Here is a 16,047-nt window from a genome sequence, read left to right as displayed (position 1 = left end):
GCCACGCCACGATCGACAGGGGGATTGAAGGATGATGCAACCTCAAGGCACGCTCAAGGTCTCGATGGGCCGCACGTTTTCGGCTGCACTGTTTCGGATTGCGATCCCGGCCTGGAGAATGGCGGGGATCAAGACAGAGCCTGAAATCGATACGACCGATACGGTCACGCGCGAGGAAATCGTCGCCCTGTTTCGCTCGGATCTGACCCTGACCGCAGCGCGGCCCAAGCCGCGCATCCTCTCGCGCGCACGCCGCCCGAACTGATCCCGAATCCGGCGGCGATTAGGGCCGCGTCCGAAGCTGTGTTTCGAGATGCGCCAGAACGAAAAGCCTGATTGCCGTGGCCAGACCGGTTTCCATGCCGCGCGCCGCGTCGATTTCCGCCGCCAGCGCATTGATCCCTTTACCTTCGTCGCGGGCGATCTTGCGAAACGCCGCCCAAAACTCATCTTCGAGCGTCACCGAGGTCCGGTGCCCGCCAAGAGTCAAAGAGTGCTTTCGCGGTCGGCTCATGTGTCGCGGTCGCGTAAGTGCTGATCGAGCGCGCGCGTGGCTTTCTCGGTCTGCGCCGCCTCGATCTGGCGCTGCGCCTTGCTGCGTCCGAATTTCGCCGCATTCGCATCGCCCGCAGCCCGCTTTTCGGCGCGGGCGCGTTGCTTGCGGACCTGGTTCAAATTGGTGACCTTGGACATGAATCTATTCTGGCAGGAAGCGGCGCGCGGGGGAAGGGGGCTGTCTGCCCCCTCGGGCCTGCGGCCCTCACCCCCGAGGATATTGAGCGCGATTGGAAGACGGGACATGTTTCCAATCGCCTGAAAATATCCCGGGGGAGGCTGACGCAGGCAGCCGGGGGCAGCGCCCCCATAAAAAAGGGCGGCCAAAAGGGCCGCCCTTCGGGGTTCACAGAGCGCCAGTATCAGCCTTTCGGACCGATCATGTCTTCGGGGCGCACGATACGGTCGAAGGTCTCTTCATCCACGAAGCCAAGCGCGATGGCTTCTTCCTTGAGCGTGGTGCCGTTCTTATGCGCGGTTTTTGCGACCTTGGTGGCGTTGTCGTAGCCGATGGTCGGCGCGAGTGCGGTAACGAGCATCAGCGATTCTTTCATCAGCTTGTCGATGCGCGCCACGTTCGCTTGCGTGCCTGCGACCATGTTGTCGGTGAAGGCCGAGGCCGAGTCGCCGAGCAGTTGCATGGATTGCAGGACGTTATAGCTCATCATCGGGTTATAGACGTTGAGCTCGAAATGGCCTTGGCTGCCCGCGAAGCCGACGGCGGCGTCATTGCCCATCACATGGGCGCAGACCATGGTGAGCGCTTCGGCTTGGGTCGGGTTGACCTTGCCCGGCATGATCGACGAGCCCGGTTCGTTCTCCGGCAGGATCAGCTCGCCCAGACCCGAGCGCGGGCCCGAGCCCAGAAGGCGCAGGTCGTTTGCGATCTTGAAGAGCGAGGCGGCCACGGTCTTGAGCGCGCCCGAGAACATCACCATCGCGTCATGCGCGGCCAGAGCCTCGAACTTGTTCGGCGCGGTGACGAAGGGCAGGTCGGTGATTTCGGCGATTTGGGCCGCCACGCGGGTGTCCCAGCCCACGCGGGTGTTCAGCCCGGTGCCGACGGCGGTGCCGCCCTGCGCCAGCTCATAGATATGCGGCAGGCACATTTTCACCCGCTCGATGCCGCGCTCGACTTGCTTGGCGTAGCCCGAGAATTCCTGGCCGAGCGTCAAGGGCGTCGCATCCTGCGTGTGGGTGCGGCCGATCTTGATGATGTCCTTGAACTCTTCGGCCTTGGCGGCGAGGGCCGCGTGCAGCTTTTCGAGGCCGGGGATCAGAACGTCGCGCGCCTGCATCGCGATCGCGACATGCATCGCGGTCGGGAAGGTGTCGTTCGAGGACTGACCCATGTTGCAGTGATCGTTGGGGTGGACGGGCTTTTTCGAGCCCATAACGCCGCCCAGCATCTCGATGGCGCGGTTCGAAATGACCTCGTTCGCATTCATGTTCGACTGGGTGCCCGAGCCGGTCTGCCAGACGACCAGCGGGAAGTTGTCATCGAATTTGCCTTCGATCACTTCGGTGGCGGCAGCCGCGATGGCGTCTGCGATTTCCGCTTCCATGTCGCCTTGCGCCTTGTTGACCAGCGCACAGGCTTTCTTGATCACGCCGAGCGCGCGGATGATCGGCACCGGCTGGCGCTCCCAGCCGATCGGGAAGTTCATGATCGAGCGCTGCGTCTGCGCGCCCCAGTATTTGTCGGCGGGAACTTCGAGCGGGCCGAAGCTGTCGGTTTCGGTGCGGGTCGCGGTCATGGTGGGCCTCCGTGCGCTACAAGTGCGACAATGCAGAACTGTCGAGCGCGTCATAGAGCGCGCGCGTCGATTTTGCAATCGGTATGCGGTTGTATACGGGGGTTTGGACCGATTTTAACGTCGCCCGAACGTAGCCCGACGAGAGCAGCTCAACGGACCACGTGGATCACTTGCGCCATTGATCGAGGCTGACGACTTCGGCATCGCCCCGGATCGGCGGATCATCGGCGTCGTCTTCTTCGTCTTCGGTCTCATCCTCGTCGTCGTAAGACTGGGTTTCAAAGCGGAGGCCGAACTCGACCGAAGGGTCCACGAAGGTCGAAATGGCGTCAAAGGGAACGCGGAGCCTCTCGGGGGCGTCGCCGAAATTCAGCGTGATCGCAAAGCCGTCATCATCCACTTCGAGATTGTCGAACCAATGCTGGATGACGATCGTCATTTCCTCAGGGTAGCGGTCGCGCAGCCAACTCGCCAGCTCTGCATCGGGATGCTGCGTGTTGAAGGTGATGAAGAAATGATGGGCGCCGGGCAGACCGTGCTCAGAGGTTTCGGTCAGAACCTGCTGGATCAGGCCACGCATGGCACTGTGCATCAGGTTGCCGTAATCGATGCTGCGCGTCATTCCCCACCTATTCTGACTGCTTGGGCACAGCATAGGGGATTCGTCTGCCAAGGGAAGAGGGGCGCGGTCGCACAAGGACGCGCCCCATTCTAAAGCGATAGCTGTTCGCCCGACATGCACAAGAGCACCGTATCGGGCGGCATGGCCCCGATCTGCTCGGCAAAGCTGACAAAGTCGAAATGGTTGTAGGCCTCTGCGAATTTGTCGCCTTCGAAGCGGATGGCCAACTGCCCAGAGAACTCCATCGGTTCCAGCGTCGCGGCGCTGCGGGCTTTGATCCCGACCAGAACCCACAGCCACTCTCCCGCATCGATATGGCGCAGCACGGTGAATTCGACATCGCGGGTATGGGCGCGCAAGGCAGGAATGAACTCTTTGAAATCTTCGGGCCGGGCCTCCAGCCCGTCGATGATGCCATGTGCCGAGACCGTCGGGGCGAAAAAGCCATCCACGGCGTCCATATCGCCCTGCATCCAGACCTTTTCGAACCAGTCCTGTAGAATATCGAGTTTTGACATGGGCCACTCCATCTATGTCCGGAGGGCAGACTGCGCCGAGTCGCTTTACGGTAAGGTTAAAGCGCATGAGAATCTTCGCGCCAGCGCACGGGATTTCGATCCGAAAGAGGGGGGAAGGTGCAGGATTCTGTTGCAAGGCTCCTGCGGGCCCCGCCTTACGCTGCTAAGCGCAAGGAGTTAGGTTTCGGTTACCCGAGCTGCTTACGCAGCCAGAGCGACCGGAGCACGGTTGTCGTTGGCAACTGTACAATTTGCACCGATAACGGTGGTCGCTCACCGGGACAAAGCTAACATCTTTAGACGTTCGTCGATCCTGTTTCGGCCCCATTCGCCCCCAACGAGGGATGTTTGGTGGAGCCGCCGGGTACCGCCCCCGGGTCCGATCCGTTTATTACATGCGCGTTTATGTCCATAGTCCCCGAGGGAACACGCTCAATATAGGGAGCGCGGGGCAGGGCTTCAAGCGGCGATGCGTGCGCCGCTGGTCTTGTGCGAAAGTCGTAGGCGCTGCGTTCGGCCGGGTTTCTGCGACTGCACCTGTCTCAGGGCTGAGACATCTCAGCCATCGCCAGAGGGCAGGGCGGCTATGCAGCCCATGCAGGGATTGAGCAGGATTTCCCTATGCCGGACCCAGCACGGGCTCCGGGGTTTTATGGGAGGAAGACACAATGGCCACTGACATGGCAGCAGAATTCAAAGGCGTGATGGTTTCGCCGTTCAAATCGCGCTACGACAACTTCATCGGCGGCAAGTTCGTGCCCCCGGTGAGCGGCAAATATTTCGACAACATCACGCCGATCACCGGCGAGAAGGTCTGCGAGGTCGCCCGGTCCGACGCGGCCGATATCGAGCTTGCGCTGGACGCGGCCCATGCCGCCAAGGACGGCTGGGGCACCACTTCGGCCGCGCATCGCTCGAACGTGCTGCTGGCGATCGCGGATCGGCTCGAGGCCAATCTCGACCTGCTCGCCGCTGCAGAGACCTGGGATAACGGCAAGCCGATCCGGGAAACGACGGCTGCGGATATCCCGCTTTCGGTCGACCACTTCCGTTACTTCGCGGGCGTCCTGCGCAGCCAGGAAGGCTCGATGTCGGAGATCGACAACGATACCGTCGCCTATCACTACCACGAGCCGCTGGGCGTCGTCGGCCAGATCATTCCGTGGAACTTCTCGATCCTGATGGCGGCGTGGAAACTCGCGCCCGCACTGGCCGCCGGGAACTGCATCGTGATGAAACCGGCCGAACAAACCCCGGCTGCGATCATGGTGCTGGCGGAGCTGATCGCAGACCTGCTTCCCCCGGGCGTTCTGAACCTCGTGAACGGCTATGGTGCCGAAGTCGGCGCGCCGCTCGCCAAATCGCCGCGCATCGCCAAGATCGCCTTCACCGGCTCGACCGCGACCGGCCGCAAGATCATGCAGGCCGCGACCGAGAACCTGATCCCGGTGACGCTCGAACTGGGCGGCAAGTCGCCCAACATCTTCTTCTCGGACGTGATGGCCAAGGACGATGCGTTCCTCGACAAAGCGGTCGAAGGCTTCGTGCTCTTTGCCTTCAACCAGGGTGAGGTGTGCACCTGCCCGTCGCGCGCACTGGTCCAGGAAGACATCTATGAGGCCTTCATCGAGCGCTGCATCGAGCGCGTCAAAGCCATCAAGCAGGGCGACCCGCGTCTGATGGAGACCATGGTTGGCGCTCAGGCGAGCCAGGAGCAGCAGGACAAGATCATGTCCTACCTGCAGATCGGCAAGCAGGAAGGCGCCGAAGTTCTGGTCGGCGGTGACGCCGCGCGCTTCAATGGTGAGCTGGCGAACGGCTTCTACATCCAGCCGACGATCCTCAAGGGCCACAACAAGATGCGCGTGTTCCAGGAAGAGATCTTCGGGCCGGTCGTCTCGGTGACCACCTTCAAGGACGAGGAAGAAGCGCTCGCGATCGCCAACGACACGATGTACGGCCTCGGTGCCGGCGTCTGGTCGCGCGACATCAACACCTGCTACCGCTTCGGGCGCCATATTCAGGCGGGCCGCGTCTGGGTCAACAACTACCACGCCTATCCGGCGCATGCGGCCTTTGGCGGCTACAAGCAGTCGGGGATCGGCCGCGAGACCCACAAGATGATGCTCGACCACTACCAGCAGACCAAGAACATGCTGGTCAGCTACAACCCGAACAAGCTCGGCTTCTTCTGAGGCCAGCGGTGGGGGGCTGTCTGCCCCCCACACCCCCCGAGGATATTTCGGGCAGACTGACAAGGCGGGCCGGGATCACGATCGATCCCGGCCCGTTTTGCATGGCATCCTGAAAGGGCGCGATGTTAAGGCGCGCGGCGGAACTCGGACGGGGTCTTGCCGGTTTTCGCGTGGAAGCTGCGGGCGAAATAGGCCGCGGAGCTGAAGCCGAGCGATTGTGCGATTGTCTTGACGGGGGCCTTGGTTTCGCTGAGCAGGCGGCGGGCCTCGTAGAGGCGGCGATCCTGCAAGAGTTCGGAGGCACCGCGCCCGCAGCTTTGGCGGCAGACGCGGGTGAGGTGCGTGGGTGTCACGCCAAGCTCGCGGGCGAAATCGGCCACGCTATGACCCGAGCGGAAATCACGTTCAAGAAGCGCACTGTAGCGCGCGACGAGCCGGCGGGCGGCGGTGCTGGCTTGCCGCTCATGCGTGGGCGCGCCGATCTGGCGCTCCAGCCAGACGCCGATCAGGCCGAGATGGTGGCGGGCGGCGCGGTCGGAACCGGGACGATCGCTCGCCATTTCGCGCTGGACGGCCTCGATCTCGCTGGAAAGCTCGTTCTGGGTATGGGCCTCGCGGATGCGCAGATGTTCAACCGCGTGGGGCAGGGTGACATCGCTGTTGCGCCCGAAATAGAGCACCCAGCCATGGGTCTGCGGGCCGATCTCGAAGCCGTGCATGACGCCGGGCGGAATGAAGATCGCGTTATGCGGGCCATAGCCGCGGGTCACGCCGCCGATGGTGATCCGGCCCTGACCACGGGTGAACCACAAGAGGCACGGCTCGGACAGCGCGCGCATCGCCTCGGCGCGCCAGCGGCCGCCCTGCGCCAGACGCTGCATCTGAAGGATGCGGGTCTGCGACGGCGTCTCGGGCAAGAGACCCGCCATCCGCGGCACCTCGGTCTTTTGGGCGGGCTTGCCGGGTTTGGCGAATTGCGACAGCGGAGGGGCGGTGAAGAGTTTCACGCGAGCAGCTTTCAATGGTTCAGGGCGCGTGAAGAATAGGCCCGAACCCCTTTGAAACCAACAATTTTCTGACATCTCGGCAAGGACTCGCCATGCGGCGGTCAAGGACACGCGATCTTGTGCCAGCGGCGCATCTTGCTACGAAACCATGTGCGTTGGCGCTTTGCATATTGGCGAGAAGCCGCCTGCGCGCGCTCCGTCGCGGTCTCCAGATCGGTCTCGCCTTGCAGAAATGCAACAAGTTCGGGGGCGCCGATGGCCCGCGCCCAGAGCGCCTGCGAATCCCAGATCGGCAGCACCGCGCGGACCTCGTCGAGCGCGCCTTGGGCCAGCATCAGATCGAACCGGCGGTCGATCCGCTCGGCCAGCCAGTCGCGCTCGGCGTCAAGCAGAAGGGCATCAGTTTGGGCGAGCGGCAGGACAGGCGCGGGCGTATCGTCCTGCCATGCGGCCAGACCACGCCCGGTGGCGCGCATCACCTCCCAGGCGCGCTGGACGCGCATCGGGTTGAGCGGATCGACGCGGGATGCGGTCTCGGGGTCCAACTCGGCCAGGAGCGCCGCGTGTCCTTCGGCTTCGCGGCGTGCATCTGCCTCGGCGCGGATTTCGGGCGGGGTCGCGGGGATTTCGGCAAGCCCTTCGGTCAGAGCGGTAAAATAAAGCCCGGTCCCGCCCACGATGATCGGACGCGGCCCGCCGGCGCGATGGGTCTCAAGGATCGGGACGATATCGCGCAGCCAATGCCCGACCGAGTAATCGTCCCCCGGCGCCACATGGCCGTAAAGCCGGTGCGGCGCGCGGGCCTCTTCCTCGGCGGAGGGGCGCGCGGAAAGCACGCGCCAGCATGACCAGACCTGAAGCGCATCGGCATTGACCACAACGCCGCCCTGCGTTTCGGCAATTTCCAGCGCGAGCGCCGATTTGCCGCTGGCCGTGGGTCCTGCGATCAGCACCGGGCGCTTGGGTGAAATCTGGGGCATTTTGCCAAGCATATAAGACCGTTTCGCGTCATGGCTGGGGGGAATTTCCGCGCATCGCACGCAGAACCCATTCCCGAGGTTGAACACCGCCGCCATTTGGGACATTTTGCGCCCCGAAGACAACCGGCAATGGGGACCCGATATGAGCGCGGATGGCGAAACGAAAACGACGTATAAACGGGTCCTTCTGAAAATCTCGGGCGAGGCGCTGATGGGGACGCAGGGCTATGGCCTGCATCCGCCGACGGTCGACCGCATCGCCAAGGAAGTGAAATCGGTTCACGATCTGGGTGTCGAGATCTGCATGGTGATCGGGGGCGGCAACATCTTTCGCGGCCTCGCGGGCGCCGCGCAGGGGATGGAGCGCACCACCGCCGACTACATGGGGATGCTCGCCACCGTGATGAACGCGCTCGGCATGCAGGCCGCGCTCGAGGCGCTGAACGTGAATACGCGGGTGATCTCGGCGATTCCGATGGATCAGGTCTGCGAGCCCTATATCCGCCGCCGCGCCGTGCGTCACCTCGAGAAGAAGCGCGTCTGCATCTTCGCCGCCGGCACGGGCAACCCCTATTTCACCACCGACACCGCCGCCACGCTGCGCGCCAACGAGATGGGCTGCGAGGCGATCTTCAAGGGCACCAAGGTCGATGGGGTCTATGACAAGGACCCGAAAAAATTCGACGACGCCAAGCGTTACGATACGGTCAGCTACGACGAGGTGCTGCAAAAGAACCTCGGCGTAATGGATGCCTCGGCGATCGCGCTGGCCCGCGACAACAACAAGCCGATCATCGTGTTCTCGCTCGACGAGCCGGGCGGCTTCCGTGGCATCCTCGCGGGTGAGGGCACCTATACCCGCGTGCAGGGCTAAGCTATCTTTCCGGCCATACCTGGGCTAGAACCGGGGAAAGCCGCACCAACAAGACGGAAAACCAGACCATGTCCGACGATCTAGAGATTGACCTCGACGACCTGCAACGCCGCATGGATGGCGCGATGGGCGCGCTCAAGGCGGAATTCGCCTCGCTGCGCACCGGGCGTGCCTCTGCCACGATGGTGGAGCCGGTGATGGTCGACGCCTATGGCGCGATGACCCCGATCAACCAGGTCGGCACCGTGAACGTGCCCGAGCCGCGCATGGTCACCATCAACGTCTGGGACAAGGGCCTTGTGAACAAGGTCGAAAAGGCGATCCGCGAGTCGGGTCTGGGCATCAACCCGCAGACCAACGGTACGATCATCATGCTGCCGATCCCGGAGCTGAACGAGGAGCGCCGCAAGGAACTCACCCGTGTCGCCGCGCAATATGCCGAGCACGCACGCGTGGCCGTCCGCAACGTGCGCCGCGACGGGATGGATCAGGTCAAGAAGGCCAAGGCCGCGGGCATGTCCGAGGATGACGTGAAGCTTTGGGAGGGCGAGGTTCAGGACCTTACCGACAAGCATATCGCGCAGATCGACAAGGCGCTCGAGGCCAAGCAAGCCGAAATCATGCAGGTCTGAGGACGTGCGCAAGCCGGGAAGGCGTTTGATGGCCCTCACAGATCGCGACAATTCCGATACGCCGCCCGAAACTTCGGGGGTCGATTACGGTGTGCGCCACGTGGCGATCATCATGGATGGCAATGGCCGCTGGGCAACCAACAAGGGGTGGCCGCGGCTCGCCGGGCATCGGCGCGGCGCCGAACGGATCAAGCAGATCGTGCGCGCCGCCCCCGAGATGGGCGTGCAATACCTGACCGTCTATGCGTTCTCGACCGAGAACTGGAAGCGTTCGACCGAAGAAGTCCTTGGCCTGATGGGGATTTTCGCGCGCTATATCGAGAAAGAGGCGGATGAGCTGTCCGCGCTCGGTGTGCGGATGCGCTTCATCGGCGGGCGCGGGCGGCTCGATTCCAAGCTCAGCCGGCTGATGTCGGGGATCGAAGAGCGCACGGCGGTGAACACCCGGCTCAACCTGACGGTTGCGATCAACTATGGTGGCCGCAACGAGATCGCGCGGGCCGCAGCGCAGCTTGCACGCGATTACGCCGCAGGCCTGCTGACCGAGGATCAACTCGATGAGGCCGCTTTCGAAGCGCGGCTCGACACGGCGGGCCTGCCCGATCCGGATCTGGTGATCCGCACTTCCGGCGAGACCCGGACCTCGAACTTCCTCGCCTGGCAGGCGGCCTATTCCGAATACGAATTCACCGAGACGCTCTGGCCCGATTTCACGCCCGAGCAATTGGCCGAGATGCTGGCCCGCTTTGGTCGGCGCGACCGGCGCTTTGGCGGGGCCAAGTGATGAGCGCGCCGCAGAGCACGGCCCCGGCGGGACGCTGGGGGGACCTGAAGAAGCGCGTGGCCTCGGCCATCGTGATGCTGGCGCTTGGCGGGGTTGCGATCTGGCTGGGGGGCGCGGCCTTTGCGCTGCTGGCGATCGTCGTGACCGGGCTGATGATCTGGGAGCTTTCGACGATGACCGGGCCGAGCGCGTCCGGCAACGCAATTTTGCTGGGGGTGATCGCCGCGGGCGTTCTGGCGCTGGTGCTGTTCCTGCACTCGCCTTTCGCGCTGGCGCTGTTGGTCCTGCCGCCGCTCGCGGGGCTTTGGGGGAGCCGTCAGGACCGACCGATCTTCGGGCTGTACGCGCTTGGCATCATGCTCACGGGATACGGGCTGGTGGCGCTGCGCGAAGGGCAGGGGCTTGGCGCGATCACCTGGATCGTTGCGGTGGTGGTGATCTCGGATGTGGCGGGCTATTTCGCGGGCCGTACTCTGGGCGGCCCGAAATTCTGGCCGCGCATCAGCCCAAAGAAAACCTGGTCGGGCACGGTCGCAGGCTGGATCGGCGCGGCGGTGATCGGCTGGCTGTTCACGCTGGTGGGCGGGGGCGCGGCGCTGATCTGGATGTCGCCGCTCGTCGCCTTTGCAGGGCAGATGGGGGACATCGCGGAAAGCTGGATCAAGCGGCGCGCGGGCGTCAAGGACAGCTCGTCCCTGATCCCCGGTCATGGCGGCGTCATGGACCGCTTCGATGCGCTGTTGGGCGCGGTGCTGCTGTTACTGCTGATCTCGCAATTCATGCCCTTGCCGCTGACGGGGGGCTAAGGAATGCGCCGCGTTTCGGTTTTCGGCTCGACCGGCTCCATCGGGGTCAACACGCTCGACCTGCTGACGCGGCAGGGCGGGGCTGCGGCCTATCAGGTCGTCGCGCTTACGGGCGGACAGAATGTCGATCTGCTGGCCTCTCAGGCGCGCGCGCTGCGGGCCGAGGTGGCAGTCACGGCCTATGAAGACTGCCTGCCCGCGCTGCGCGATGCCCTGCATGGATCGGGGATCGAGGCCGCGGCGGGTGAGGCGGCGCTGATCGAGGCCGCAGACCGGCCCGCCGACTGGATCATGTCGGCCATCGTGGGGGCTGCGGGGCTGGCGCCGGGATTTCATGCGCTTCGGCACGGGACGACGCTTGCGCTTGCCAATAAGGAAAGCCTTGTGACCGCAGGGCCGCTCCTGCTGGCCGAGGCGGAACGGCACGGCGCCACGATCCTGCCCGTCGACAGCGAGCATTCCGCGATTTTTCAGGGCCTCGTCGGTGAGGATATCGCCGAGGTGGAGCGGATCATCATCACCGCCTCGGGCGGGGCGTTCCGCGACTGGCCCCTTGATAAGCTGCGCCACGCCACGGTGGCCGAAGCCTCGAGCCATCCGAATTGGGCGATGGGACAGCGGATCACCATCGACTCGGCCTCCATGTTCAATAAGGCCATGGAGGTTGTTGAAACCAAAGAATATTTCAAGGTTTCGCCCGGGATGATCGAAGTGCTCGTGCACCCGGAATCGCTGGTGCACGCGCTGGTCGGCTTTCGTGACGGGGCACTGATGGCGCATCTGGGTGCGCCCGATATGCGGCACGCGATCGGCTATGCGCTGAACTGGCCCAAGCGCGACGAATTGCCGGTTGCCCGGCTTGATCTCGCCAGGATCGGCACGCTGAATTTCAGCGCCCCGGATCTGACGCGCTTCCCGGCGCTGCGGCTTGCCCAAGAGGTAATGGCGACAGGCGGCATGGCGGGGGCGGCCTTCAATGCGGCTAAAGAGGCGGCGCTGGACCTGTTTATCGCCGAGAAGATCGGCTTTCTTGATATGGCTGAACGGGTCGAGCGCGTTCTGACGGAAATGTCAGCGCGTCAGGGCCTTGGAAATGCCGCTTTCAGCCTCGATAACATCATGGCCACCGACCGCGAGGCCCGCCGCCTTGCGCATGAGCTGACCTGAGAGGACCAGAGCATTGGATTTTCTGCCTGATTTCGGCAACCTGCTTTACACCGCCGGTGCCTTTGTCATCGCGCTCTCGATCATCGTCGCGGTCCATGAATATGGGCATTACATCATTGGCCGCCTGTCGGGCATCAAGGCCGAGGTGTTCAGTCTTGGCTTTGGCCCCAAGCTCATCAGCCGCGTGGATCGCCACGGCACGCGCTGGCAGATTTCGGCGATCCCGCTGGGCGGTTACGTGAAGTTTCTGGGCGATGCGAATGCCGCCTCGGCCGGGGTGGATGAGGCCGAGATGTCGCAACTCTCCCCCGAGGAGCGCCGCCACACGATGCATGGCGCGCCGCTCTGGGCACGCGCAGCGACGGTTGCTGCTGGCCCCATCTTCAACTTCATCCTGTCGATTTTCGTGATCGCGGGGCTGATGCTTTGGTCCGGCACGCCGATTGATGAGCCTGCCGTGGGTGAGCTGATCGAGCTTCCGGGCGGCACTTATGAGTTGCAGGCGGGCGACCGCATCTTGGCCGTGAACGGCGTCGAGACGCCCGATTACAGCGCGATGAACGCCATCGTCGAAAGCCTGCCGCCGACCGAAACGCTTCCTTGGCGGGTGAATCGCGCGGGCTCGGAGATCGAGATCACGGGTCCGCAACTCTTCCCGCCGGTTCTGATCGGTGTTGCGGCCGGTTCTGCTGCTTATGATGCGGGGATCGAGCCGGACGACGTGATCACCGCGATCGACGGCACGCCGGTTTGGCGCTTTGCCGATCTTCAAGCGGCGGTGAAGGCGGGTGAGGGGCGGCCCTTGGTCCTTGATCTGTGGCGCCCCGAAACCGGAGCACGCAGCGTTGTCACGCTCGCCCCGCGCCGCACCGATTTGCCCTTGGGCAATGGCGAGTTCGAGACGCGCTGGCTCATCGGGGCGACTGGTGCTTTCGTCTTCACGCCCGAAACCCGTCCGACGGGGATCGGTGAGGCCATGAGCGGCGGTGTGCGCCAGACATGGGGGATCATCGCGCAATCCGTGTCTGGCCTCAAGGCGATGATCTTACAGAAGATTTCGTCGTGCAACTTGTCGGGCGCGCTGCGTATCGCGGAAAGTTCTGCCGCAGCGGCCAAGGGCGGGCTTGAGGATTTCATCTGGTTCATCGCCGTGCTGTCGACGGCTGTCGGCTTCCTGAACCTGTTCCCGATTCCCGTCCTCGACGGCGGGCATTTGATGTTCCACATCTGGGAAGGCGTGACGGGCAAGCCACCTTCGGACAAGATCCTCAACGGGCTGATGGCGCTTGGCCTCTCGCTGGTGCTGACGCTCATGCTCTTCGGGCTCTGGAACGATATTTTCTGCTGAGCGGCGGCTCTGCGGCGCGGAAATCAGGCCTTTCGCCCAAATTCGGCCACATTGAGGCGTTAAACATCATCTTGTGATTTTTGTGCGCTTTCCGATAGCGCGCCGGTGAGGAGGTTCGCCATGCAGATGATGATCGCCGAAGGCTATCGCGGGCTGTCGCTGATGGTAGAGCTGTCGCTGGACCGTATTCTCGTGCCGCTGGCGACGATCGTTGCGCTGTGCGGTGCTGCGCTGATCGGTTTGCAACTGGCCGATATGTTCGGCATTGACCCGAGCCTCCTGCACCGTCTCTGAGCCAGTTCGCCCTCTGGGCCTGCGATAAACCGATACATCCGCAACAGCCGCCCCGCGATCCTGCCGGGCGGCTGTTGCGCTTTTGACAAGGTGGGCCTTTCCCGGTAGTCAATTCCCTAGACAAAACGACTGGCGGTCGGGGAGAGGGCGATGATGAAAAAGCCGCAACGGGCAAAGGGTCCGGGCATGGCGCGCAGCTTGTTGGGCAGCGCCGCAATTTTCCTTGCAATGGCAGTCACTTCGCCCGATATCGCATCGGCGCAAAGCTACAGCTTCTCCGCCCTTCAGATCGAAGGGAACGAGCGGATCGAGGCCCAGACGATCATCACCTATGCGGGAATCGCCCGCGGCGCGACGCTGTCGGCTGGTGCGCTCAACGACGCCTATCAGCGGCTTCAGGGCTCTGGTCTTTTCGAGAGCGTCGAGCTTGTGCCGCAGGGCAACACGCTGGTGATCCGCGTTTCGGAATATCCGACGGTGAATATCGTCAATTTCGAGGGCAACAAGAAGCTCAAGGACGAGGCACTTGCCGAGATCGTCTCGACCCAGTCGCGCAAGATCTATTCGCCCGCCGCCGTCGAGGCGGACGCGGCCAAGATCGTCGAAGCCTATGCTGCCGCGGGCCGTCTGGCGGCGCGTGTCGATCCCAAGGTCATCCGCCGCGATGGCAACCGCGTGGACGTCGCCTTCGAGATCAAGGAAGGCAAGGTCACCGAGATCGAGCGCATCTCCTTTACCGGCAACCGCGCCTATTCCGACCGCCGGCTGCGCCGCGTTCTGGCAACTAAACAGGCGGGCATCCTGCGCACCTTCGTGCAGCGCGACACATTCGTCCCCGAACGGGTCGAGTTCGATCGCCAGCTTCTGACCGATTTCTACCGCTCGCGCGGCTATGTCGATGTGCAGGTGACCGGCGTCAGCTCGGAAATGGCGCGCGACCGCGACGGGTTCTTCATGACCTTCAACATCCGCGAAGGTCAGCAATTCAAATTCGGCGCGGTCACGACCGTTTCGGAAATCCCGGAACTGGATGTCGCTGAGTTCGAGCGTCTGGCCAAGATCCGCTCAGGTGTCATCTACAGCCCCGCCGCCGTGGATCTTGCGATCACCCGGATGGAAGAGCAGGCGCTGCGCAAGGGCGCCAATTTCGTGCGCGTGGAGCCGCGGATCACCCGCAATGAGCGCGACCGCACGCTCGATATCGAATTCGCTCTGGTGCGCGGGCCGCGCATCTTCGTCGAGCGGATCGACATCGAGGGCAACAACACCACCCTTGACCGCGTCGTGCGCCGTCAGTTCCGCACGGTCGAAGGCGACCCCTTCAACCCGCGCGAAATCCGCGCCTCGGCAGAGCGTATCCGTGCGCTTGGCTTCTTCTCGAATGCCGAAGTCGAAGCCCGTCAGGGCAGTGCCGACGATCAGGTCGTGGTCGATGTGAACCTTGAAGAGCAGCCGACCGGCGCGCTGTCTTTCGGTGCGGCCTATGGTGCGGAATCGGGCCTCGGCCTGTCGATCAACCTTCAGGAATCGAACTTCCTCGGGCGTGGTCAATATGTCGGCCTTTCGGTCAGCTCGGCCTCGAGCGACAAGGGCGGCTCGCTGACCTTCATCGAACCGGCCTTCCTTGGGCGTGACCTGAAATTCGCCTTCCGCGGGTCGTATTCGACCACCGAGAACGCGAATTCCAACTACTCGACCAAGATGATGAGCCTCTCGCCCTCGATCGAGTTCCCGGTCTCGCGCAATGGCCGCTTCGAGCTGCGCTACACGCTGGCGCGCGACGAGCTGTTCGATGTCGATCGTGGAGACCCTGCGAACCCGGCGGATAATGGCAGCTCAATACTTCTGCAAAACGAAGAAGACAATTTCGGCCAGCTTTGGAAATCGGGGCTGGGTTACAGCTACACCTATGATACCCGCAATACCGGTCTCGACCCGCGCTATGGCGTTCTGTTCCGCTTTGGTCAGGATTACTACGGTCTGGGCGGCGATTACGAAGGCATCATGACCACCGCGCTTCTGCGCGGCCAGCGCAAGGTGTTCCAGGAAGAGGTGACGCTCAAGGCGACGCTGGAGGGCGGTGTGATGCACAGCCTTGGCGACAGCGAGTCGCGCATTCTCGAGCGGTTCTCGGGCAATGGCGTGATGCGCGGCTTCGAGCGCAACGGCATCGGTCCGCGTGATGTGACCGCCACCAATCAGGATGCTCTTGGCGGGAAATACTACGCCGTAGCCAGCGTTGAGGCGGAATTCCCGCTCGGACTGCCGTCTGAATATAACCTCTCGGGCGCCGTATTCTTCGATGTCGGCTCGGTCTGGGGGCTGGAGAATACCGCTGGCACGGCGGGCACGGTGGATGACGATCTGCACTGGCGTTCAGTCGTCGGCGCGTCGCTGCTGTGGTCCTCGCCGATCGGCCCGCTGCGTCTCGACTTTACCAAGGCGCTCGAAAAAGAGAGCTACGACAAGGAACAGACCTTCGACCTGACGATCACGACCGAGTTCTGA

17 protein-coding genes and 1 other RNA gene are annotated in these 16,047 nt (G+C 63.4%); 10 read left to right on the top strand and 8 right to left on the bottom strand.

Translation table 11 applies throughout. The annotated features are described in order from the left end of the window. Window positions 1–31 precede the first annotated feature (31 nt). Complete coding sequence (locus P0X85_RS13925; protein ID WP_275814608.1) at window positions 32–265, top strand: hypothetical protein; 234 nt, start codon at window positions 32–34, stop codon at window positions 263–265. A gap of 18 nt (window positions 266–283) precedes the next feature. Here the strand turns inward: P0X85_RS13925 and P0X85_RS13920 are convergent, their stop codons facing one another. From P0X85_RS13920 to ssrA, 6 genes are all read right to left on the bottom strand, one after another. Continuing rightward, a complete protein-coding gene (locus P0X85_RS13920; protein ID WP_275814604.1) occupies window positions 284–514 on the bottom strand; it encodes a ribbon-helix-helix domain-containing protein in 231 nt (76 codons plus the stop codon). After that, window positions 511–693, bottom strand: coding sequence for a DUF4169 family protein (locus tag P0X85_RS13915; RefSeq protein ID WP_275814601.1), 183 nt, complete (start codon window positions 691–693; stop codon window positions 511–513). The genes P0X85_RS13920 and P0X85_RS13915 overlap by 4 nt, the downstream gene beginning before the upstream one ends. A 224-nt stretch (window positions 694–917) precedes the next feature. After that, window positions 918–2,312 (bottom strand): class II fumarate hydratase, encoded by a 1,395-nt coding sequence (fumC, locus tag P0X85_RS13910; RefSeq protein WP_275814598.1) that lies wholly within the window; start codon window positions 2,310–2,312, stop codon window positions 918–920. A gap of 166 nt (window positions 2,313–2,478) precedes the next feature. Beyond that, on the bottom strand, window positions 2,479–2,934 hold the full coding sequence (locus tag P0X85_RS13905; RefSeq protein ID WP_275814595.1) for an SspB family protein: 456 nt from the start codon (window positions 2,932–2,934) through the stop codon (window positions 2,479–2,481). 89 nt (window positions 2,935–3,023) lie between these two features. Continuing rightward, the gene (locus tag P0X85_RS13900) at window positions 3,024–3,452 is read right to left on the bottom strand and encodes a nuclear transport factor 2 family protein (protein ID WP_275814592.1); all 429 of its coding nucleotides are present in this window, start codon (window positions 3,450–3,452) and stop codon (window positions 3,024–3,026) included. 116 nt (window positions 3,453–3,568) lie between these two features. Beyond that, window positions 3,569–3,919, bottom strand: a transfer-messenger RNA (tmRNA) gene (gene ssrA / locus P0X85_RS13895). A 201-nt stretch (window positions 3,920–4,120) separates the two neighbouring features. Between ssrA and adh the strand changes: the two genes are divergently transcribed. After that, window positions 4,121–5,647 (top strand): aldehyde dehydrogenase, encoded by a 1,527-nt coding sequence (gene adh / locus P0X85_RS13890; RefSeq protein ID WP_275814589.1) that lies wholly within the window; start codon window positions 4,121–4,123, stop codon window positions 5,645–5,647. A 125-nt stretch (window positions 5,648–5,772) separates the two neighbouring features. On the opposite strand, the gene P0X85_RS13885 is transcribed toward adh, so the two are convergent. Together P0X85_RS13885 and miaA are read right to left on the bottom strand one after the other, a co-directional pair. Next, window positions 5,773–6,654: an AraC family transcriptional regulator gene (locus P0X85_RS13885; RefSeq protein ID WP_275814586.1), complete on the bottom strand. Its 882-nt coding sequence runs from the start codon at window positions 6,652–6,654 to the stop codon at window positions 5,773–5,775. Between the two features lie 101 nt (window positions 6,655–6,755). Then, window positions 6,756–7,634, bottom strand: coding sequence for a tRNA (adenosine(37)-N6)-dimethylallyltransferase MiaA (gene miaA, locus P0X85_RS13880; RefSeq protein ID WP_420851844.1), 879 nt, complete (start codon window positions 7,632–7,634; stop codon window positions 6,756–6,758). 142 nt (window positions 7,635–7,776) lie between these two features. Here miaA and pyrH point away from each other — a divergent pair, with 142 nt between their 5' ends. The 8 genes from pyrH (at window position 7,777) to bamA (ending at window position 16,047) form a co-directional block, all read left to right on the top strand. Further along, on the top strand, window positions 7,777–8,508 hold the full coding sequence (gene pyrH / locus P0X85_RS13875; RefSeq protein ID WP_275814580.1) for a UMP kinase: 732 nt from the start codon (window positions 7,777–7,779) through the stop codon (window positions 8,506–8,508). 68 nt (window positions 8,509–8,576) lie between these two features. After that, window positions 8,577–9,140 (top strand): ribosome recycling factor, encoded by a 564-nt coding sequence (frr, locus tag P0X85_RS13870; RefSeq protein ID WP_275814577.1) that lies wholly within the window; start codon window positions 8,577–8,579, stop codon window positions 9,138–9,140. A 28-nt stretch (window positions 9,141–9,168) separates the two neighbouring features. Then, complete coding sequence (gene uppS, locus P0X85_RS13865; protein WP_275814574.1) at window positions 9,169–9,924, top strand: polyprenyl diphosphate synthase; 756 nt, start codon at window positions 9,169–9,171, stop codon at window positions 9,922–9,924. Further along, a complete protein-coding gene (locus tag P0X85_RS13860) occupies window positions 9,924–10,730 on the top strand; it encodes a phosphatidate cytidylyltransferase (RefSeq protein ID WP_275814571.1) in 807 nt (268 codons plus the stop codon). The genes uppS and P0X85_RS13860 overlap by 1 nt, the downstream gene beginning before the upstream one ends. A gap of 3 nt (window positions 10,731–10,733) precedes the next feature. Continuing rightward, window positions 10,734–11,897, top strand: a complete 1,164-nt coding sequence (dxr, locus tag P0X85_RS13855) for a 1-deoxy-D-xylulose-5-phosphate reductoisomerase (protein WP_275814568.1) — start codon at window positions 10,734–10,736, stop codon at window positions 11,895–11,897. A gap of 13 nt (window positions 11,898–11,910) precedes the next feature. Then, the gene (gene rseP / locus P0X85_RS13850; RefSeq protein ID WP_275814565.1) at window positions 11,911–13,245 is read left to right on the top strand and encodes an RIP metalloprotease RseP; all 1,335 of its coding nucleotides are present in this window, start codon (window positions 11,911–11,913) and stop codon (window positions 13,243–13,245) included. A gap of 120 nt (window positions 13,246–13,365) precedes the next feature. Next, window positions 13,366–13,539, top strand: a complete 174-nt coding sequence (locus tag P0X85_RS13845; RefSeq protein ID WP_275814562.1) for a hypothetical protein — start codon at window positions 13,366–13,368, stop codon at window positions 13,537–13,539. 150 nt (window positions 13,540–13,689) lie between these two features. Beyond that, window positions 13,690–16,047 (top strand): outer membrane protein assembly factor BamA, encoded by a 2,358-nt coding sequence (bamA, locus tag P0X85_RS13840; protein ID WP_420851842.1) that lies wholly within the window; start codon window positions 13,690–13,692, stop codon window positions 16,045–16,047.

Origin of the sequence: Pseudothioclava nitratireducens (genome assembly GCF_029210495.1) — a bacterium.
In the GTDB taxonomy this organism is placed as follows: domain Bacteria; phylum Pseudomonadota; class Alphaproteobacteria; order Rhodobacterales; family Rhodobacteraceae; genus Pseudothioclava; species Pseudothioclava nitratireducens.
Note: the sequence above shows the minus strand (reverse complement) of the source record. Positions and strands in the feature narration are given on the sequence as shown.